Origin of the sequence: Neobacillus vireti (assembly GCF_036962345.1) — a bacterium.
Lineage (GTDB): Bacteria > Bacillota > Bacilli > Bacillales > Cytobacillaceae > Neobacillus > Neobacillus vireti_A.
The window spans coordinates 115536-134217 of the sequence record NZ_JBALNB010000012.1; the positions used below are offsets into that span (position 1 = coordinate 115536).

Consider the following 18682-nt stretch of genomic DNA (forward strand, 5'->3'; position numbering starts at 1 on the left):
TGTTAAAATCCTTAAGCCGATTTTAACGTGGAATAAGCTATTTTGAGCTTTAGAATTAAGTTTGTAGTCTCTTTTCTCCTATGTTAAGGCTATTTCCAATGAAAATAATGCTCAAACAAGGGTATCTAATTTCCAAAAGCAACAACGTTTGAGAAAAGAGCCTTGCTGTGAGAGTTCCATTCTAAAATTTAGGGGGAAGTACTTTGTTTGTGATTACAAACGGAAGATTAATCACTGAAGAAGCCATATTGCATGGCTATGATCTATTAATTGAAGAGGACAGAATTAAGAAAATTGCACCTAAAGGTGAAATTAAATTTGAGGAACAGATAGAGGTCATTGATGCAGCAGGAGGATATATTTCTCCAGGTTTTATTGATATCCATTCGGACTACATTGAGCATATGGCAGCACCTAGACCGACCTCACTGATGAATTTTGATTTGGCTTTACTAGAAACAGAGAAACAGCTAATCGCACACGGTATTACGACGATGTTCCATTCTCTTTCCTTGTTCAAAGGAAGCGATTATGAATATAAGCCAATACGTGAGCCTGAAAATGTTAGGAAATTTATTGATTTAATTGACCGGACCCATAGTATGAAGCACCTTGTCCGCCATCGATTCCATGCAAGATTTGAGATTGATAATATTGAAGAAATAGAAAATCTCAAAAGTTATATAAAAGAGGACAAAGTCCATTTAGTTTCTTTTATGGACCATACACCTGGGCAGGGGCAGTATCGTCACTTAGAAATTTACCGCAATACTGTTAAAAGCTATAACAATCTCAGTGATTCATCCATTGATGTTCTGATTCATAATCACCAAACGAAGGAGAAGCTATCGATTGACGACATAAAGGAAATCGCTCAGCTTGCGCATGAGCATGGTATTGCCGTTGCCTCCCATGATGACGATAGTCTTGAAAAGCTCGAACTTGTTCATAGTTTTGGCACGACTATTAGCGAATTTCCTATCACTTTAAAGGTAGCGCGCCGTGCGAAGGAGCTTGGCATGTATACGATTGCCGGTGCTCCAAATGTCCTCCTTGGAGGTTCTCATAGTGGAAACTTGGGAGCAGCTGAAGCGATTCTAAACCAATCGATTGATATCTTGTGCAGTGATTACTATCCTGCAGCGATGCTTCATTCGATCTTTGAGCTGGTTGATAAATATAGCATGGATTTAGTGGATATGATGAAGCTTGTCACGATTAACCCTGCCAAAGCAGTAAAAATGGAAGCTGAAATAGGTTCTATCAGCGAAGGAAAAAAAGCTGATTTGCTTATTATTGAAAAGATTACTGATGATTTTCCAGTGATTACGGGAGTATTTGTTGACGGAAAGCTAATTCAAAAGACCAATTATCGTATCTAAGCCGAATGTGTTCAGATTAAAGGAGAAGAAAATTTCAACTTCAGAAAGCAGGTGAATGGGTGGAGACCCTTCTAGAGATTAAGAACTTATCCAAATCGTTTGACCTACATAATTTGGGCAAACATATCCGAGCAGTAAGCAGTGTGGATATAAAGGTAAAAGAAGGAGAATTTGTCGGAATTACGGGGAAAAGTGGAAGCGGCAAGTCTACGATTTTAAAATGCATTTATGGAACTTATCGTATCCAGCAAGGAAGTATTTGGTATCATTCAAAAAAATTTGGGCCAATTAATTTAGCAGAGGCAACCGAACGAGAATTGCTTTATTTAAGGAAGCGTGAAATCGGCTATGTGTCTCAATTTTTAAATGTCATGCCGCGAACGACGGCTAGGCAGCTTGTGAACCAAGCAATCCTTGAAATGGGGGAAAATCATGACTTGGCGGAAAAAGAAACAGAGAAGATTCTCGCGCATTTTGAATTGGATGAAGAATTATGGGACAGCTACCCAACCACTTTTTCCGGGGGTGAAAAACTGAGGCTTAATATCGCACGTGCGATGGTGAAAAAGCCGAGACTGCTGCTATTGGATGAACCGACAGCAAGTTTAGATCATGATTCTAAAATAAAGGTGAAGCTTCTCATTGAACAGCTCATGAAAGAAGGAACAACGATGCTTGGAATCTTTCATGACTTGGAGTTTATGAATCATTTATGTAATCAAGAGTACAACATGCAAAATGGAATTTTCTCTCATCCTACTAGTTTTACCAACTCTTAACAAATATTTATATAAGATTAATAGAAGCTTGACAATTCGTTGGTACAGTATGGAAGTGGCCAAATACTAAAAAAAGCGAGGAGTTTGAAGATGAAAAGGACGTTATTATTTTTACTTTCTATCGTTATGTTAGTCGTATTTGCAGGTTGTTCAGCTTCTGCGGGAGCTGGTGATAAAGATTCCCTCACCATTGCTTGGCTTCCAAATGAATCTGGGACAGATCTTACGGAAGCTCGTGATGAAATTGGAAAAATAATCGAAGAGAAAACAGGTAAAAGGGTCGAGCACAAAACAACGACAGATTATATTGTTGCCATTGAAGCAGTAGCCAATGGAAACGCAGATATGGCTTTTTTAGGAGCTCAAGGTTACATTGAAGCGCATAACAAAAATGAAAAAGTTCTTCCTTTGGTGGTCCCAACTGGTGCGTCAGGTACTTTAGATGATGCAGTTTATTATAGCTGGTTAGCCGTAAATAAAGACAATGTTGATGAATATAAGGATGGCAATGAGTTTGTAATCGACAGCATTCAAGGCAAGAAATTCTCCTTTGTATCGAATAGTTCCACTTCAGGATTTAAGGTTCCATCAACAGGAATCGTTGATTACTTCAGTAAAATGGGAGAGTTTAAAGACTTAACAGCAGAAGATTTGCTTGAAGGCGGCGAAGATAAATTCTTTAGCGAAGTTTTATACGGAGGTTCTCACCAGGGTTCTGCAGTTAATCTATTATCAGGAAAAGCGGATGTAGCGGCTTTCTGTGATACATGTGTGAACAATTATGTGGAACTGGCTGATGGTGAAGAAAATCGACCTGGTGCGGTTTATAAAGTAAAAGGTGATGCAGCGGAACCATTCAACACGGTTGTTGGAAAAGAATTTTCACTTATCTCCGTTACTCCAGTATTAAATGCACCATTTGTTTACAATTCAGAGACTATGAATGAAGAGCTTAAAGGTCAACTTCTTGAAATCATGACTTCAGATGAAATTGCGAACAACGAAAAAATATTCGTTCCAGAGGATTCTGAGTTTTCAGGATTATTTAAGAAATCAGCTGACGAGCGTTTAGTTGAAGTAGAGGATGCTTGGTTCAACCCAATTCGTGAGCTTTCAAAATAATTAACCAAATAGCAAGGAGAGTTAACCTATGACAGCCTTATTAGAAGTAAATCATGTGTCCAAACAATTTGGTAGTGATATGAGGGCGTTATCGGATGTTAACTTCTCTGTAAATGAAGGAGAGTTTGTTTCAATCATCGGTCCATCAGGAGCGGGGAAATCTACTCTCCTTCGTTGTATTAATCGAATGATTGGTGCAACGAGCGGAGAAATTATTTTTGATAACATGAACGTGATGAATCTGAAGAAAAAGGACTTAAAAATAATCCGAACGAAAATCGGAATGATCTTTCAGCATTATAATCTAGTTAATCGCTTAAGTGTCATTGAGAATACGCTTCATGGCAATTTGGGGAAAAAATCAACATTGGCTGGAGTCCTCGGCCTTTATAGTCAAGAAGAAAAGGAACAGGCATTTAACATTCTACATGTTCTTGGTTTAGAAGAACACATCTATAAACGGGCGGATCAATTGAGCGGCGGTCAAAAGCAGCGAGTTGGAATTGCTCGTGCTCTTATTCAAAATCCAATGATGCTTTTGTGTGACGAGCCCATTGCTTCACTTGACCCGAATTCGGCAAAGATCATTATGGATCACTTGAGAAACATTTCAAGGACCATGGGCATTACCGTTTTAGTAAATCTGCATCAAGTGGATGTGGCATTGAAGTACTCGGATAAAATCATTGGTATTAACAGTGGTCAAGTTGTTTATAATGGCGCGCCTAAAAACATTACAAAAGAAGATATTCAGCGTATTTACGGCTCTGAAGCTGAAGATCTTATTTTTGATGTAGGAGGCATCCATGCAGGCTAATTATTTTGTGAAAAAGAAACGCAATACGTTGGGATTTCTCGCCATCTTAAGTGCTGTCACGTTACTAGCCATTATCATCACCGAGTACAATATCGTTAAAGGATTTACCTCATTACCAAAAGCAGTTGAATGGGGAGTGGCAAACTTTTATCCAACGCAAGAATCATTAACGAAGCTTCCTGATATTCTGGATAAGTTAATCGAAACGCTGTTGGTTTCGATTGCGGCAACCACTACGGGAGCTGTTTTTGCCTTACTATTTGCGATTCTTGGTTCGAATACGACAAGAGTGAACGCCTTTTTTGGAGGTATTAGCAGAGGAATTGCGACTATTTTTCGAAATATCGATGTGGCAGCCTGGGCTATGATTCTACTATTTTCATTTGGTCAAAGTTCATTAACAGGTTATTTTGCCTTGTTTTTTGGTTCGTTTGGCTTTTTAACAAGAGCTTTTGTTGAAACCATTGATGAGGTAAGCAGTGGCTCTGTTGAAGCACTACAAGCAACTGGTGCAAGCTACTTTTCGATTATCTTTCAGTCTGTGATCCCATCAGGCCTTCCACAAATGATCAGCTGGATCTTATTCATGATAGAAACAAATATAAGAAGTGCCACCCTGATCGGGCTGCTTACCGGCTCAGGGATTGGGTTTACATTTAACTTGTATTATAAAAGTTTAAATTATGATGTTGCTTCTTTGGTTGTTGTCGTTATTATCGTTGCGATATTATTCATTGAATCGGTATCTAATTACGTCAGAAGGGCGGTTCTGTAATGGAAGCAAATGAACAATTAACCTCAGCCAAACAATTACTGGACCCGAATCACCGTCTGCAAAAGAAAATAAGAATTAAAACTTTGACTAAATCAACTGTGGTCATAAGAAGTACACTGAGCATTTTAGCACTTTTAACCTTTTACGCATTTTTTAGTTTTAACTACAAACAGCTTGATTTTGGAGAAGCAGTTTTAACTACTTTTGCGAATCTAAAAGCAATGTTTCTAGAACCTCATCTTGAACATTTTACCTTTACTCATGCACTTTATCAGGTGTTTGTCACGTTGGGTCTAGCTTTTTTAACCACATTGTTTGGAGCTATCATCGCTGTGTTTTTGGGATTACTGGCTGCTGAAAATTTGACGAATAAACGAGTTTCTTCTGTGATTAAGGGAGCAGTTGCTTTTATAAGAGCAGTTCCGACTGTTTTGTGGGTGTTAATTTTTGCGGTGGCGGCAGGCCTCGGAAGTGTAGCTGCTGTCATTGGAATGACGTTCCATTCGGTAAGCTATTTAGTAAAGGCATATTCTGAGTCCTTTGAGGAATTAGACAAGGGAGTCATCGAGGCCCTTCAAGCGAGTGGAGCAAACTGGTGGCAGATTATTTTTCAAGCGGTTATTCCATCCTCTCTCACTTATATGATTTCCTGGACGTTTCTTCGATTTGAAATCAACTTCGCGGTTGCCATCGCTATGGGAGCAGCAGCAGGTGCTGGCGGCATCGGATTTGACATGTTTATGGCGAGCAGTTTCTACTTAGACATTAGGGAAATTGGGGCCATAACCTATTTTATCTTAGCTATTGCCATCCTTCTGGAATTGGCAGCGATTCGATTTAAAAAGAAGCTCAAGGTGAATGGGTAAGCTGCCGATCGTGTTGCAATGCGCCATATGACTATTATGATGAGTGCAATTACGATGTTTACGGTCAGCTTTTTTATTGGATAGGCGGACAACACGTTTTATAGACACGCTGCGGGCACCGAGCCAATAATGGATGAGTCTGAATCAAAGAAATCTTAATGTAAAGCGATTTGATTAATTATGGGCTTTATAAAACCTTCATGAGGTCCATTTTCCTAATTTCAAAGTTTTTTGGGCTTCATAAACAAGGCATGATTCAACGATAGCTGAATCATGCCTTGTTATTTTTTATGGATTTATAAAGCTTCCTTAATTTTTCTAATCATATCCTGATATTCATTGTCAGTCAGATACGTTTTCCCAGGGTTCATTTCAAACGTTGATCCCCAGTTTTCTTTGCCTTCGTATTTAGGAACAATATGCATATGTAGGTGATGCATTGTATCGCCATAAGCACCATAATTAATTTTACCAGGTTCGAAAGCCTTGTTTACTGCAGCGGCAACCTTTTTTACATCGTTCATGAAAGCGGCTAATTCATCTTGATCAAGATCAAATAATTCTTTTACATGATTTTTATAAACGACGTTGCATCGACCAGTATACGTCTGTTCTTTAAAAAGGAAGACTGTAGAAACATCCAGCTTCGCAATTTCAATCATCAGGTTGTCACGTCTTTCATCTTCCATGCAATACATACATTCTTTGTTCAATTCCATCCTTTTTCATCCTCACTTATTTAGTTATCAGCCACAGGGACGGTTCTCCTGGTTCAAAAGTGCCAGGAGAACCGTCCCTGTGGCAACGAAAGACCAGAATCAATCTCATTATCAGTATATCACAATACCATTTGTAGTATCCGAAACCTATTCGGCTAAAAACAGGAGCTATATGACTATAAAAAGGGATTTCTTCCAATACAATTGAGAGTCAAAAATCAAGTAAAAATATTTGGTTTAAATTTCCTTTACTTGGCAATTATATGGAGGGTGTAGATTTTTAATAAAGATTTAATAAAGGAGGATGGATGATGTTACTAGTACCACGTGAGATAGACAAACTTATGATTGTTGTGGCAGCTGACCTCGCAAAAAGAAGATGGGATAGAGGATTAAAGCTAAATTACCCTGAGGCCGTCGCACTCATTACATACGAAGTATTAGAAGGTGCTAGGGATGGGAAAACCGTAGCAGAATTAATGGAATATGGAGCAACCATATTGACACGAGATGATGTAATGGAAGGTATTGCAGATATCATTGACGATATCCAGGTAGAAGCTACTTTTCCTGATGGAACAAAATTAGTAACTGTTCACGATCCAATACGTTAACTAGAGGCAGGAGGGCACCCGAATGGAATGGGAACCAGGTCAATTATTTTTAAAAGAGGAACCGATTATTTGCAATGAGGGAAAAGACCTTTTTCGAGTGAAGGTCACAAATACAGGTGACCGGCCAGTTCAAATCGGTTCACACTATCATTTTTTTGAAGTGAATGAATCCTTACAATTTAACAGAGAAGAAGGGTATGGAAAAAGGTTAAATATTCCTGCCGGTGCGGCAGTCCGTTTTGAACCGGGTGATGAAAAGGAAGTTGAGCTGGTTCAATATGGAGGAGAGCGCAGGGTTTACGGCTTTAACAATAAAACGGATGGGGCTTTAGAAGGGGGCAATCACAAATGAGTTTTGAAATGCAGAGGAAGCAATATGCCCAAATGTTCGGTCCCACTACTGGAGATTCGATTCGGTTAGCGGACACCGATATAATCATTCAAATTGAAAAAGATTATACCACTTATGGTGAAGAAGTCGTTTTTGGCGGCGGTAAAGTCATTCGTGATGGAATGGGACAACATCCTCTCGTCACTCGTGGTGATGGCATCCCTGACGTAGTTATTACCAATGCGGTCATTTTAGATTATACAGGAATTTACAAGGCTGATATTGCGATTCGTGACGGTAAAATAGCTGCCATGGGCAAAGCGGGAAATCCATTAGTACAGGATGGGGTCGATATTGTTATTGGGGCTTCAACTGAAATTATCGCTGGTGAAGGGATGATTGTAACCGCAGGGGGAATTGACACCCATGTTCATTTCATTAACCCGGCTCAAGTCGAAGTTGCCCTAACTGCAGGACTTACCACCTTAATTGGCGGCGGAACAGGGCCTTCTGCTGGTTCAAGAGCGACAACTGTTACTCCTGGAGAATGGAATATCCACCGCATGCTTGAAGCGGTCGAGGGTCTGCCAATCAATGTTGGCTTAACAGGAAAAGGGCAGGCTGCAACAGAGGAACCGTTGGCCGAACAAATTAGGGCTGGTGTCATCGGGTTAAAAGTTCATGAAGACTGGGGTGCAACACCTTCCGCACTAGATCATACATTGTCAGTTGCTGACAAATTTGATGTACAGGTGGCACTTCATGCAGATACCCTAAATGAATCAGGGTTTGTTGAAAATACAATGGCGGCTTTAAAAGACCGTGTTATTCATATGTACCATACAGAAGGTGCCGGCGGCGGTCATGCGCCCGATTTAATTAAATCGGCCAGCTATATGAATGTACTGCCTTCTTCAACAAATCCTACATTGCCATATACGATTAACACCGTTGATGAACATTTAGATATGCTTATGGTTTGTCACCATTTGAATCCATCCGTTCCTGAAGATCTTGCCTTCGCGGATTCACGGATTAGAAAGGAAACCATTGCGGCAGAAGATGTCCTGCAGGATATGGGCATTTTTAGCATGACGAGCTCCGATGCGCAGGCAATGGGGCGAATTGGTGAGGTAGTTCTAAGAACCTGGCAGGTAGCCGATAAAATGATAAAAGAAAGAGGTTATCTTCAAGGGGATAATAAGCTTTCTAATAATAATCGGGCAAAGCGTTATATTGCAAAATATACAATCAATCCTGCGATCACCCATGGAATTTCCGATTATGTCGGGTCGATTGAAGTAGGAAAAATTGCAGACTTAGTTATGTGGTCTCCAGCGTTTTTTGGTGTTAAGCCAGAGTTGGTCATCAAAAGTGGAATGATTGTTCATGGAATGATGGGAGACGCGAACGCATCGATTCCAACACCGCAGCCAATTATTAGCCGTCCTATGTATGCTACTACTGGGAAAGCATTGCAAAAAAGTTCGATTACATTCATATCGCAAGCAGCTTATGAAGATAAAGTCCATGAAAAGCTTGGGTTAGAAAAAATGATCATGCCGGTACATGGAATCAGAAAGTTAACGAAAAAAGACATGAAACTGAATTCAGAAACCCCTGAATTATCTGTTGACCCGCAAACATATGAGGTTAGAGTCAACGGAGAGCTGATTACCAGTGAGCCGGCAAAAGAACTACCGATGGCGCAACGTTATTTTCTATTTTGAGGTGAGAAAGTATGCTGATCGAAAGAGTCGAAACCAATATTGAACACATGGAAAAGGAAGAAATTATAAGAAGGCATATCGAAAAAGTATACCTTGAGAGTGATCACTTGGTAAAACGAATTCAAAGAGTGACATCTGACCACGGACGGGAAATCGGGATTCGGTTAAAAGGTCCACGTGATCTTGTTGCTGGAGATGTACTCTATATGGATGATAAAAATATGATTGTTATTGACGTGGTTGCAGACGATTTATTAGTCATCACTCCCCGGAGTATCAAAGAAATGGGGACAATTGCTCATCAGTTAGGGAATAGACATCTTCCAGCCCAATTTGAAGATGATAGCATGATGGTTCAATATGATTACCTTGTGGAGGAACTATTAAATGAACTGGAGATTCCCTACCAACGTGAAAAGCGAAAAGTAAAACAGGCTTTTCGACATATTGGACATAGCCATGGATGATAAAATTCTTGCACTCTTTCAGCTATGTGATTCCAATTTTCCTACAGGTGCCTTTAGTCATTCCTATGGACTAGAAAGTTATATCCAAGAGGAAACGGTACATAACGTAGAAACATTTTCGCAATGGCTGCAGGTGTTTATTCAAGAACAGCTCCTAAACTCCGATGGGCTGGCATGTCATCTTGTGTACCAAGCATTAGAGGATGAGGATTTCCAAAAGGTATGGAAATTAGACAGAATGTTGACCGTGCAAAATTTGCCTCGTGAAACGAGGGAGGGCAGCATGAGGATGGGGGAACGGATGTTAGAACTTGTCCAATCCTTATATGAAATACCTGCCCTCTTGCCTTATAGAAAACGAATTACAGAAAAGCAGTCATTTGGTCACCCAGCCATTGTTTTTACAATGGTTGCTCACAATCTTGGTGTCTCCAAATCGACAACCGTTTTATTTTATCTGTATTCTGTCGTTTCCAGTCTCGTTCAAAATGCAGTAAGAGGTATTCCTTTGGGCCAGACAGCTGGACAGAAAATCATTCGTGAGATTCAACCTGTTTTAGTGGATGCCGCTGCGGCTATCGGGCAGTTGGGTGAAGAAGATTTTGGTATCGTTTCACCTGGTATCGAGTTATCGCAAATGAGGCACGAACGTGTAAATATTCGAATTTTTATGTCATGAGAGGAAGTGTTTTTTATGGAACCAATTAAAGTTGGAGTAGGCGGACCAGTCGGAGCAGGAAAAACGATGTTGGTTGAAAAACTTACTCGGCGTTTAAATGAGGAAATCAGTATGGCAGTGGTGACAAACGATATCTATACAAAAGAAGATGCGAAATTTCTAATGCAAAACGGAGTCCTGCCAGCCGATCGTATTATTGGGGTGGAAACCGGCGGATGCCCGCATACTGCCATCCGTGAAGACGCATCAATGAATTTTGCCGCCATCAATGAACTTAAAGAAAAACATCCAGATGTACAATTGATTTTTGTGGAAAGCGGCGGGGACAATCTTGCTGCAACGTTCAGCCCTGAACTGGTTGATTTCTCCATTTATATTATTGATGTGGCCCAAGGGGAAAAAATCCCGAGAAAAGGCGGACAGGGAATGATTAAATCGGATTTATTTATCATTAATAAAACCGATTTGGCACCACATGTCGGTGCAAGTCTTGAAGTTATGGAATCCGACACGAAACAGTTCCGCGGGGACAAGCCGTTTGCCTTCACCAATTTAAAAGATGAAGCGGGGCTGGATAATGTCCTTGATTGGTTGAAGCAGAACGCTCTATTAAAAGGATTAGCGTAAAATGGAACAATGGACAGGTGTTTTGCATTTAAATGCGGAAGACAGAAAAGGGAAGACTGTTGCAAAAAATGTTTATTATCAGGGTGCATTTAAGGTAATGCGCCCTGTTTATCATGATGATTCCGGCAGGGCATGTTACTATTTATTAAATCCCGGAGGCGGCTATTTAGATGGGGACCGCTATCAAATGAAGATAGTGGTGGGGGAAAATGCAAAATTAACCTTAACCACCCAGGGAGCGACAAAGGTTTATAAGACGCCAAATCGTTTCGCCTACCAAGAATCAGAGATATCCTTGCAGGCTGGAAGTTACCTAGAGTATTTTCCTGATCCATTAATTGCCTATCAAAATGCACATTACAAACAAAAAAATGTATTCCGAATGGATCAATCAGCCACCTTACTTTATTCAGATATCATTACTCCGGGTTGGTCACCAGAAGGAGAGCGGTTTAGCTATAAAACTGTTCAGTTATTAAATGAAATCTATATGGATGATGAATTAGTGGTTTATGATCATTTACATTTGAAGCCTGCACTGCAAAATATCAGGGGACTTGGATTTATGGAAGGATTTACCCATTTAGGGTCAATGTTCGTCGTTTGTAAGCAAATGAATAGTTCTTTTCTTGACCAGTTATATTCCATTCTTGATATGAATACATTGGATTATAAAGTTGGACTGTCCTTACTGCCAGTATCCGGATTTACTGTTCGGGTATTCGCGAATACGACACAAGTGATTGAAAGGATCTTTTCGGAATTTCACAGGCATATTAGTCAGGAATGGTTTCAAACAAAACAATATTCACTTAGAAAATATTAATGCATGAACTGAGCAATTACAGAAAATTGCCGAAGAACTAGTAGAGATTGCTTTTGGGGAGGAAGAAATAATGGAAGTTACGTTATTTTCAGTTTTAGCGTTAGGCTTTATTTTGGGCATTAGGCATGCCATGGAACCTGATCATATGATTGCCGTTACTACCATTGCAAGCCAAAGTAAAAAATTATGGCAAGCCTCACTTGCCGGCGTTTTTTGGGGAATAGGCCATACAGTAACACTTTTTGTTATTGGTTTAATCTTTATTGTGATGAAAAATGATATTCCGGAAAAGTGGTCACTGACTTTAGAATTTTTGGTAGGAATTATGCTGGTGTACCTAGGTATTGCTGCGATGTTGTCCATCCGCAAAAAACAAAATCATTCTCATCATCACGATGAAAATATCATTAACCTGACAAAGGTAAAAAAAGGTACATATTATAAATCCCTTTTCATTGGATTTATTCACGGGATTGCCGGCAGCGGGGCCATGGTCCTTCTTACCATGAGCACGGTTGATACTGTATGGCAGGGTGCTATGTATATGATTGTGTTTGGATTAGGTACGGTAATCGGCATGTTGATTTTTACCACCATTATCGGAATTCCATTTATTTTGAGCATGAATCGAATGGCCGCAAGCAAAGGATTGATTTTAACCACAGGTACGATCAGTATTATTTTTGGTTTTTATTATATGTACAATCTAGGCGTCAACGATGGGTTGTTTAGTCTTTGGGTCTAGTCGCCGCATATTCGGTATTCAAATGGGAGAAACTCCAACCATCTGAAAAAAGGAGGAAAAGACATGTTTGAAGATTTTGAAATAAATCGTTTATTCGAGGGAACCGTTCATGAACATCCGCATTTTTCCTTAAATGTAGAAGGAAATGAATATAAAGGAATGATTGATGATAACAAAATACATTGGTATAATCCACATCCGAAACAAACACTTGATCAAGAACAGGTTAGTGCCATTGAATCAAAGATAGTTACTATATATGGTGACCAATTGGAAAAATAAAAAATGGCTGTCTCAATCCCTTTTGAGACAGCCATTTTTAATCCAGCTCCAGCGCCCTAGCGGCTAGTGTCCTTCGCTCTCCGCCCTACGATAAGTCAACATCGAATCGCCTCCGGCTCTTCGTGTTTCCTTTATCTCAGTTGGAGCGCTCCAGGCCATACGCCGCTGAACAGGGCGCTTGCGCTTTTTGTTCTTTATATGTTAGGCAGTACTTTCCTGGCTCCTAAGAAAATCCAAGTGCAAAGTACAAAAGGCATGGTTAGTGCCGGGAGTCCATATGGCAAAAGCAATGTTACAATACTAGCTGTAATTGGAACGGTTAAACAAGCGGCAATAATTCCAGTTATTTTTCCATACCGGGAGTCTCCCTTAAATACAACCGATACGGCAAGAATCGTTAAAATGGCATTATATCCATAAAGCCCGATAAAAATTAATGAGTGTTCTCCACCGAGGCTGTAGGATGTTAACAAAGCAGCAATATTGCCTATTACCGCATACACACCTAATCTCCATCCTGCCCAAAAAACAGCTATAAAAAGCAAAATACCGGAAAGGGTATGCTCAAGGAAGAAAATTTGCCCGATACCATTTACGGCTCCCTCAAGCCAATCGGTCTCTCCCTTAATATTTAACGTCCAACTCGATAACGATTGTGGCGTAAGCTCTGGACTGATCTTAAAAGAAACGAGTCTGTAAGTAGTGAGCAACAAAAGCCAAGTTAGAGCAATAAAAGGGAATGTCAAAATCGGTATACCGGATGGTCGAAAAACGTGCACCATTGCTGCTGTAAATAAAGCAGCAATCGCGGACCCAGCCAGGGCAATGAACCATCGTTCATCACCTTGTAAAAATAAATAAAGCGCCATTCCTGTAAGAACGGAATTATACCCAAATAATCCCCGATTAACCTGTTCCTCTTCTGCACCGCCTGCCTTACCAATTAATGTTCCAATTAAACTTGATAGAAATGTGATAATTCCTAAAGAATACGATGCAATGGTAATCGCCATCAAAATGATAAATCCCGAGATAGCATTCTCAATAAAAATGACTTGAGAAATTCCCTTTAGGGATGTTAAAAACAGCCAACTCCATTTGTTCTTATTTATGGATAACAACTCCTCTGCGGTCCTAAAGGGACTTGAAAATAATTGTTTCTGACTATTAGTGTTTCCGCCTTTTTCCTTTTTATTTGCTGAAATTTGGGGTTAGTCCTCGCTGCTAGAGGAAGCCGGAGGGAAGCCGGAGGGACGGTTCTCCTGGCTCAAAAGAGCCAGGAGAACCGTCCCTCTGGTCACCCCTCCGGTCACCACAAATCAATATGCTTCTTTAGGACTGAACTTGCCTATGCCCTTTAATTCTTTGTCGAAAAATTTTAGAATGAGATCATTTTCAGTTTCTAGCGCGTAATAATTGTCAATGTCGGCTTTTCCGCCTTGCATAATCGTTGCAAGTATTGGAGAGAAAAGTGATAAATCGGTAAAGCTTAAATGTTTTGCCCCATGGAAATGAGTCGTATATGCCTCTTTAAATGATTCATTATTGGTTTTGTTTGCTGCATAAAGGGAGTTGCTTTCGAGCTGGCCCCAAACATCGTCAGAATAAATGTTAAAAAGTGGAGTTACATAAGGTTCACTGCTAGCCACAAAATCCTTGATTTCTTTCTTATAAACAAGATCACTAAAGAAAGGGGCGTCAATATTTACAACTGCACTTATATCATTCCGTTCCCTGCCTAGCCAAACACTTGCTGCACCGCCCATTGAGTGCCCAAACACACCAATCTTCTCAGTATTGATATGATGGTAAACCGGTTTTTTATCAGTTTTGGCTTTTTCAAGTATTGTATCTATGACAAAATTCATATCGTCTGTTCGCAGTTTCATCCATTTTTGAATGAGTCCATAAAGTTCTTCATTCGTGTAAATACTTTCTTCTTTATTGAGATTGCTGATTTCAAGGTTATAATCTGAATTAATCACAGCCCTCGTTCCATCCTCTGAAACGGTATAAAAAGAATGATAAGGATGATCGATTGAGACGACTACATAGCCGTGGCTTGCAAGCTCCGTATAGGTAGAGGTATTGCTTGATTTAATACCCGTCGCTCCATGGGAGAACACCAATAGAGGAAATGTTCCATCTGCCTTTTGCGGATACCAAAATTCCACATTCACAAATCTTTTGTCCCCTTTATCGGTAAATTCCTCGATCCGATTTTTATCAATATAGGTGTAAGTAGCTGTTGCGACTTCATACTCACCTGTCACTTTTGGTGATTTATGCTGCGGAAAAACAATGGATGGTGCAAATGCAAAAACCAATGCCAAAATTGTAATTATGGATTTCCACACAATAGAAGTAGTTTTGTATTTTATGATCGTTGTTTTATTGCGGATAAGAGAGACCGCACCCTTTGCCGCCATTACGAAAAGCAGAATAGCAGGCAGGAACCAGCGGAAACTCCATACAATCACGGATAACAGGGTAAGAATGACAAATGCTGCAAATACAGCAACCCTCATCCAGTTCTTTACTTTTTTATGGTTTTGCTTCGTTACCATACAATAGATTACAAAACCAACCTCACAAATCAATGCAATCAAAAATAGTACCGTTCCCATCATATTACCCCTTCTTTTTGAAAAATATTTATGAACTCATCATAAAAAAATTGTGGGAGGAAATATATAGAAAAACGGTAAGTTGTATCCACAGGCCAATAAGATGCAAAAAATACGATAAGCTATAAGCCTACCGCATTATATTCGGCTGCAAATGCTGCAGCTGTTTGTTCTTATCGTTAAGCATCTTGCTTAAATGCCTTTAGTTTTTCATTGATTTGCTGCGCTTCTTTTTTATCATTTTTCCATGACAGCAGGCGAACTAGAATATAGATAACAGCAATTTGCAGTGCAAGAATGATTCCGTCTGATACACTATTCACAAAATCAAAAACACTGCCAAGGGCAATCAATAGAATTTCCAAAGTGAAAAAATGAATGGTCCTTCTTATCCGCAATTCCTTCTCACTTACATCAGTAGGAGAATACAAAATAAAACCCAGTAATGCACTAATTAATGAAAAGGCCATTATAATATAAATCGAGTTCAAATCAAAGGTCAGATGGGGATAATAGATTTGTCTTAAAATCGTAATGATAATAATGATGGATGCAAAGATTATTAAGAAATCCTTGATAATTTTTTGTGCAAATTCGGACATCTTCATATGTATCCCTCCTTCATAAGCCAAGCATGTTTTTAAGGACAGGCACATACTGCCTTGAAACAACCGCACGTTCCCCGTTATCAAGCACCGCTTCGAAACGACCGCTAATGGACGGATAAATAGATGAAATTTTAGCTATGTTCAAAATGGTTGATTTGGAGGCACGAAAACAGTTCTTTTCTTTGCATAATTCCTCTAACTCATAAAGCTTTTGTTTTACCTCAAAAACGTTGTCCTTGCAATAACAAAAAACCTTTCCGTCTACTGCCTCAAAATAATAGATATCCTTAAGATTAATACGATGAACCCTATCTTCTTGATATCCAACTAAAGTGAGGTCTTCTGTTTTCAGCTTGTTTACGATTTCGTATATTTCTTCATCTACCTCATGACACCTAATGAGAATTTCTTCTCTCAGTTCCTTGCTTATTTCTTCAATTGAAATTTTCATCTTATCACCCGCGAAAATTCAAATTATTTTGCATTCTTAGGCCAACTTCATTATAACACCGGTACCATTGTGCCAGGAGAACCGTCCCTGCGGACTAAGTAAGGGGAAATTTTAATAAACAAGGCATGATTCAACGTTCGATTGATTCATGCCTTGTTTTTAATTCACTTGAAATTCACTCATTAACGCATGTGTATTGCCTTCGTCATCTTTAAAAAACGCCATCCAGGTTTCAGTTTGTCCCATTTTTGCGATCAGATGAGGTTCGTCGATAAAGGTAACTTCCTTCGAACTTAATTCCTCATAGCTTGCATAAATGTCTTCTACTTGGAAATAAAGAATCGAGCTGGCTTTGGCAAATTCCTCATTTTCAGGAAGACTTAGAAGGAGACGTGTCCCATTGCTTTCAAAGAAGGCTAAATTTCCTGCAGTAAATAAAAGTGGAAGACCTAGTTTTTCCTTATAGAATTGAATCGCTCGTTCTAAATCTTTTACCGGTACCCCGATTTGTCCGATTTTTTGAATTTCCATCGACAATTTCCCCCTCTTACATTCGTTCTCCATTATCATAATCGAAAATTTGTGGCAAATCTATAGCATTTAATGTGACTAGATTTGGAATTTTTAACAAGGAACGATTCCTTTTCTCGACAATAAATTTTCTAGAAAATAGACTGAAGTTTGTTTATCAAAAGGGTTCTTGACGTTTGAATCAATCATTTGGTTGGGGGTGTTTCCCGGGAAATTTATCGTATTTTGTCAGCGGCATTGTAACTTGTCTACACGCTCCTACCACGTTATGAATAAACTAATGTAATAGGCAGTTACTGAAAGGGGTGGCATTGTGGGCAGAAAATTAAAGGTTGCAATGATTTCACCAGGCACTTTTCCGATTGCCGGAAGAAAGGCAAGTTCCATTGAGATGTTGATGGTGAAGCTGGCGGAGCTTTTTCAAAAGAAAGCAGATGTGTTTATGTTTGGTAAGAAATTCAGCAGGCAGCCTCACTTAGAGAAAAAGGGGTCCATTACGTACTATCGTTTTCTTATCTTTCAAAGTAACCCTTATATGAAGCAAACCATTGAACAGCTGCAGACAATAAAGCCTGATATCATCCATATTGAAAATCGCCCAAGGTTTGTTAAGGCAGTCCGTTTGGCAATGCCTAGGTCAAAAATTATTTTAGTGATGCAGTCAACTCTGTTTATGTCGCGACCCCATATTAGCAAAGAGGAATTAATGAGGTGTTTGGAGGGAGCTGACGCAATAGTCGTCAATAGCCACTATTTAAAGAATCATATGGTAACAGAAAATCTATGCGCTTCATCAAAGATTATCGTGAATCATTTAGGCGTAGATGTGGATCAATTCCAGCCGAAATGGCACCAGGAACCGAAAGCTAGGGTGACGCAGTTGAAAGCGAAATGGGGCGTTACGGATAGGAAGATTCTTCTTTATGTTGGCCGGTTGGTTGAAATAAAAGGGGTTCACCATATTCTTGAGGCGATGCCGACACTCATTAAGGTCGACCCTTCGATTATCCTCTTTATTGCTGGCAGCTCCCTCGCGCCTTCTGCCGAAACCAGAGCATACGAAGCGCGGTTGCAGAAAATGGCTGAGAAAGTAAAGGATCATGTGATCTTTAACTCTATTATCACACACGATGAGATCCACACATGGTTTCAAATGGCGGATTTGCTGTTGGTTCCTTCGGCAGCAGAACCGTTCGGGCTGGTAAATGTCGAGGCGATGGCAGTAGGTACGCCTGTGATTGCGACAAATTCTGGAGGAATTCCGGAAATCATGGAACATGGAAAAACGGGAATTCTCATTCAACCAGAACGGGTGGTTAACGAATTAACCTGGCAGGTTATCAAACTGTTTGCAAATCCCAAAAAAATAATGAGGATGGGTGTGGAAAGCGCCTTACACGTTAGAAATCAGTTCACCTGGGCGCTTACAGCACAAAGGTATTTAGCATTATATCGGAAATTAGTAAAGTCATCCCGTATGAAGGACAAATCGCCATAGGAAATCCGAGGAAATGTCCATCATCCAGCGCATGAAGGACAAATCGTCATAGGAAATCGAGGAAATGTCCATCATCCAGTGCATGAAGGACAAATAGTCATAGGAAATATGAAGAAATGTCCATCATCCAGTGCATGAAGGACAAATCGCCATAAGAAATCAGAAGAAATGTCCTTCATCACATCTGTCCTCATATGAGCAAATTC

General features: G+C 39.8%; 22 protein-coding genes. 16 read left to right on the forward strand and 6 right to left on the reverse strand.

Annotated features, from left to right (window positions below):
• Nucleotides 1-203 precede the first annotated feature (203 nt).
• From phnM to V7108_RS15145, 6 genes are all read left to right on the forward strand, one after another.
• Nucleotides 204-1382 (forward strand): phosphonate metabolism protein PhnM, encoded by a 1179-nt coding sequence (gene phnM / locus V7108_RS15120; protein ID WP_335568687.1) that lies wholly within the window; start codon nt 204-206, stop codon nt 1380-1382.
• 59 nt (nt 1383-1441) lie between these two features.
• Nucleotides 1442-2161, forward strand: a complete 720-nt coding sequence (locus V7108_RS15125) for a phosphonate C-P lyase system protein PhnL (RefSeq protein WP_335509191.1) — start codon at nt 1442-1444, stop codon at nt 2159-2161.
• 90 nt (nt 2162-2251) lie between these two features.
• Nucleotides 2252-3283: a phosphate/phosphite/phosphonate ABC transporter substrate-binding protein gene (gene phnD / locus V7108_RS15130; protein WP_335509189.1), complete on the forward strand. Its 1032-nt coding sequence runs from the start codon at nt 2252-2254 to the stop codon at nt 3281-3283.
• A 28-nt stretch (nt 3284-3311) separates the two neighbouring features.
• Nucleotides 3312-4100 carry a phosphonate ABC transporter ATP-binding protein gene (gene phnC / locus V7108_RS15135; RefSeq protein WP_335568688.1) on the forward strand — a complete coding sequence of 263 codons (789 nt, stop codon included), beginning with the start codon at nt 3312-3314 and terminating at the stop codon, nt 4098-4100.
• Nucleotides 4090-4875, forward strand: coding sequence for a PhnE/PtxC family ABC transporter permease (locus V7108_RS15140; protein ID WP_335509185.1), 786 nt, complete (start codon nt 4090-4092; stop codon nt 4873-4875). The genes phnC and V7108_RS15140 overlap by 11 nt, the downstream gene beginning before the upstream one ends.
• Nucleotides 4875-5741, forward strand: coding sequence for a PhnE/PtxC family ABC transporter permease (locus V7108_RS15145; protein WP_335509183.1), 867 nt, complete (start codon nt 4875-4877; stop codon nt 5739-5741). The genes V7108_RS15140 and V7108_RS15145 overlap by 1 nt, the downstream gene beginning before the upstream one ends.
• Nucleotides 5742-6037: 296 nt before the next feature.
• Here the strand turns inward: V7108_RS15145 and V7108_RS15150 are convergent, their stop codons facing one another.
• Complete coding sequence (locus tag V7108_RS15150; RefSeq protein ID WP_335509180.1) at nt 6038-6460, reverse strand: HIT family protein; 423 nt, start codon at nt 6458-6460, stop codon at nt 6038-6040.
• Nucleotides 6461-6771: 311 nt separating this feature from the next.
• Here V7108_RS15150 and V7108_RS15155 point away from each other — a divergent pair, with 311 nt between their 5' ends.
• From V7108_RS15155 to V7108_RS15195, 9 genes are all read left to right on the forward strand, one after another.
• A complete protein-coding gene (locus V7108_RS15155) occupies nt 6772-7074 on the forward strand; it encodes an urease subunit gamma (protein WP_034675444.1) in 303 nt (100 codons plus the stop codon).
• A 22-nt stretch (nt 7075-7096) separates the two neighbouring features.
• A complete protein-coding gene (locus V7108_RS15160) occupies nt 7097-7426 on the forward strand; it encodes an urease subunit beta (protein ID WP_335517274.1) in 330 nt (109 codons plus the stop codon).
• On the forward strand, nt 7423-9135 hold the full coding sequence (gene ureC / locus V7108_RS15165) for an urease subunit alpha (RefSeq protein WP_335517272.1): 1713 nt from the start codon (nt 7423-7425) through the stop codon (nt 9133-9135). The genes V7108_RS15160 and ureC overlap by 4 nt, the downstream gene beginning before the upstream one ends.
• 11 nt (nt 9136-9146) lie before the next feature.
• The gene (gene ureE, locus V7108_RS15170; RefSeq protein WP_335517270.1) at nt 9147-9602 is read left to right on the forward strand and encodes an urease accessory protein UreE; all 456 of its coding nucleotides are present in this window, start codon (nt 9147-9149) and stop codon (nt 9600-9602) included.
• On the forward strand, nt 9595-10281 hold the full coding sequence (locus V7108_RS15175) for an urease accessory protein UreF (RefSeq protein WP_335517267.1): 687 nt from the start codon (nt 9595-9597) through the stop codon (nt 10279-10281). Before ureE ends, V7108_RS15175 begins: the two co-directional genes overlap by 8 nt.
• Before the next feature lie 15 nt (nt 10282-10296).
• The gene (gene ureG / locus V7108_RS15180) at nt 10297-10908 is read left to right on the forward strand and encodes an urease accessory protein UreG (protein WP_034675468.1); all 612 of its coding nucleotides are present in this window, start codon (nt 10297-10299) and stop codon (nt 10906-10908) included.
• A 1-nt stretch (nt 10909) separates the two neighbouring features.
• Nucleotides 10910-11734, forward strand: a complete 825-nt coding sequence (locus tag V7108_RS15185; protein ID WP_335568689.1) for an urease accessory protein UreD — start codon at nt 10910-10912, stop codon at nt 11732-11734.
• A 70-nt stretch (nt 11735-11804) separates the two neighbouring features.
• Nucleotides 11805-12479 carry an urease accessory protein UreH domain-containing protein gene (locus V7108_RS15190; protein ID WP_335568690.1) on the forward strand — a complete coding sequence of 225 codons (675 nt, stop codon included), beginning with the start codon at nt 11805-11807 and terminating at the stop codon, nt 12477-12479.
• Between the two features lie 63 nt (nt 12480-12542).
• Nucleotides 12543-12761, forward strand: coding sequence for a hypothetical protein (locus V7108_RS15195; protein ID WP_335519424.1), 219 nt, complete (start codon nt 12543-12545; stop codon nt 12759-12761).
• 194 nt (nt 12762-12955) lie between these two features.
• Here the strand turns inward: V7108_RS15195 and V7108_RS15200 are convergent, their stop codons facing one another.
• From V7108_RS15200 to V7108_RS15220, 5 genes are all read right to left on the reverse strand, one after another.
• The gene (locus V7108_RS15200; protein ID WP_335519426.1) at nt 12956-13882 is read right to left on the reverse strand and encodes an urea transporter; all 927 of its coding nucleotides are present in this window, start codon (nt 13880-13882) and stop codon (nt 12956-12958) included.
• Between the two features lie 198 nt (nt 13883-14080).
• A complete protein-coding gene (locus V7108_RS15205; RefSeq protein WP_335568691.1) occupies nt 14081-15391 on the reverse strand; it encodes an alpha/beta hydrolase family protein in 1311 nt (436 codons plus the stop codon).
• Between the two features lie 176 nt (nt 15392-15567).
• Nucleotides 15568-15996, reverse strand: a complete 429-nt coding sequence (locus V7108_RS15210) for a DUF3021 family protein (protein WP_335511775.1) — start codon at nt 15994-15996, stop codon at nt 15568-15570.
• Nucleotides 15997-16009: 13 nt separating this feature from the next.
• Complete coding sequence (locus V7108_RS15215) at nt 16010-16447, reverse strand: LytTR family DNA-binding domain-containing protein (RefSeq protein ID WP_335511773.1); 438 nt, start codon at nt 16445-16447, stop codon at nt 16010-16012.
• Nucleotides 16448-16606: 159 nt separating this feature from the next.
• The gene (locus V7108_RS15220) at nt 16607-16978 is read right to left on the reverse strand and encodes a VOC family protein (RefSeq protein WP_335568692.1); all 372 of its coding nucleotides are present in this window, start codon (nt 16976-16978) and stop codon (nt 16607-16609) included.
• Nucleotides 16979-17291: 313 nt separating this feature from the next.
• Here V7108_RS15220 and V7108_RS15225 point away from each other — a divergent pair, with 313 nt between their 5' ends.
• Nucleotides 17292-18476 (forward strand): glycosyltransferase family 4 protein, encoded by a 1185-nt coding sequence (locus V7108_RS15225; protein WP_335568693.1) that lies wholly within the window; start codon nt 17292-17294, stop codon nt 18474-18476.
• The last annotated feature ends 206 nt before the right edge of the window (nt 18477-18682 follow it).

Bases quoted from the DNA above. Each gene is read 5' to 3' on its own strand.
- phnD (WP_335509189.1), top strand. From the start codon at position 2,252: ATGAAAAGGACGTTATTATTTTTACTTTCTATCGTTATGTTAGTCGTA.
- phnC (WP_335568688.1), top strand. From the start codon at position 3,312: ATGACAGCCTTATTAGAAGTAAATCATGTGTCCAAACAATTTGGTAGT.
- V7108_RS15140 (WP_335509185.1), top strand. From the start codon at position 4,090: ATGCAGGCTAATTATTTTGTGAAAAAGAAACGCAATACGTTGGGATTT.
- V7108_RS15145 (WP_335509183.1), top strand. From the start codon at position 4,875: ATGGAAGCAAATGAACAATTAACCTCAGCCAAACAATTACTGGACCCG.
- V7108_RS15150 (WP_335509180.1), bottom strand. From the start codon at position 6,460: ATGGAATTGAACAAAGAATGTATGTATTGCATGGAAGATGAAAGACGT.
- V7108_RS15155 (WP_034675444.1), top strand. From the start codon at position 6,772: ATGTTACTAGTACCACGTGAGATAGACAAACTTATGATTGTTGTGGCA.
- V7108_RS15160 (WP_335517274.1), top strand. From the start codon at position 7,097: ATGGAATGGGAACCAGGTCAATTATTTTTAAAAGAGGAACCGATTATT.
- ureC (WP_335517272.1), top strand. From the start codon at position 7,423: ATGAGTTTTGAAATGCAGAGGAAGCAATATGCCCAAATGTTCGGTCCC.
- ureE (WP_335517270.1), top strand. From the start codon at position 9,147: ATGCTGATCGAAAGAGTCGAAACCAATATTGAACACATGGAAAAGGAA.
- V7108_RS15175 (WP_335517267.1), top strand. From the start codon at position 9,595: ATGGATGATAAAATTCTTGCACTCTTTCAGCTATGTGATTCCAATTTT.
- ureG (WP_034675468.1), top strand. From the start codon at position 10,297: ATGGAACCAATTAAAGTTGGAGTAGGCGGACCAGTCGGAGCAGGAAAA.
- V7108_RS15185 (WP_335568689.1), top strand. From the start codon at position 10,910: ATGGAACAATGGACAGGTGTTTTGCATTTAAATGCGGAAGACAGAAAA.
- V7108_RS15190 (WP_335568690.1), top strand. From the start codon at position 11,805: ATGGAAGTTACGTTATTTTCAGTTTTAGCGTTAGGCTTTATTTTGGGC.
- V7108_RS15195 (WP_335519424.1), top strand. From the start codon at position 12,543: ATGTTTGAAGATTTTGAAATAAATCGTTTATTCGAGGGAACCGTTCAT.
- V7108_RS15205 (WP_335568691.1), bottom strand. From the start codon at position 15,391: ATGATGGGAACGGTACTATTTTTGATTGCATTGATTTGTGAGGTTGGT.
- V7108_RS15210 (WP_335511775.1), bottom strand. From the start codon at position 15,996: ATGAAGATGTCCGAATTTGCACAAAAAATTATCAAGGATTTCTTAATA.
- V7108_RS15215 (WP_335511773.1), bottom strand. From the start codon at position 16,447: ATGAAAATTTCAATTGAAGAAATAAGCAAGGAACTGAGAGAAGAAATT.
- V7108_RS15220 (WP_335568692.1), bottom strand. From the start codon at position 16,978: ATGGAAATTCAAAAAATCGGACAAATCGGGGTACCGGTAAAAGATTTA.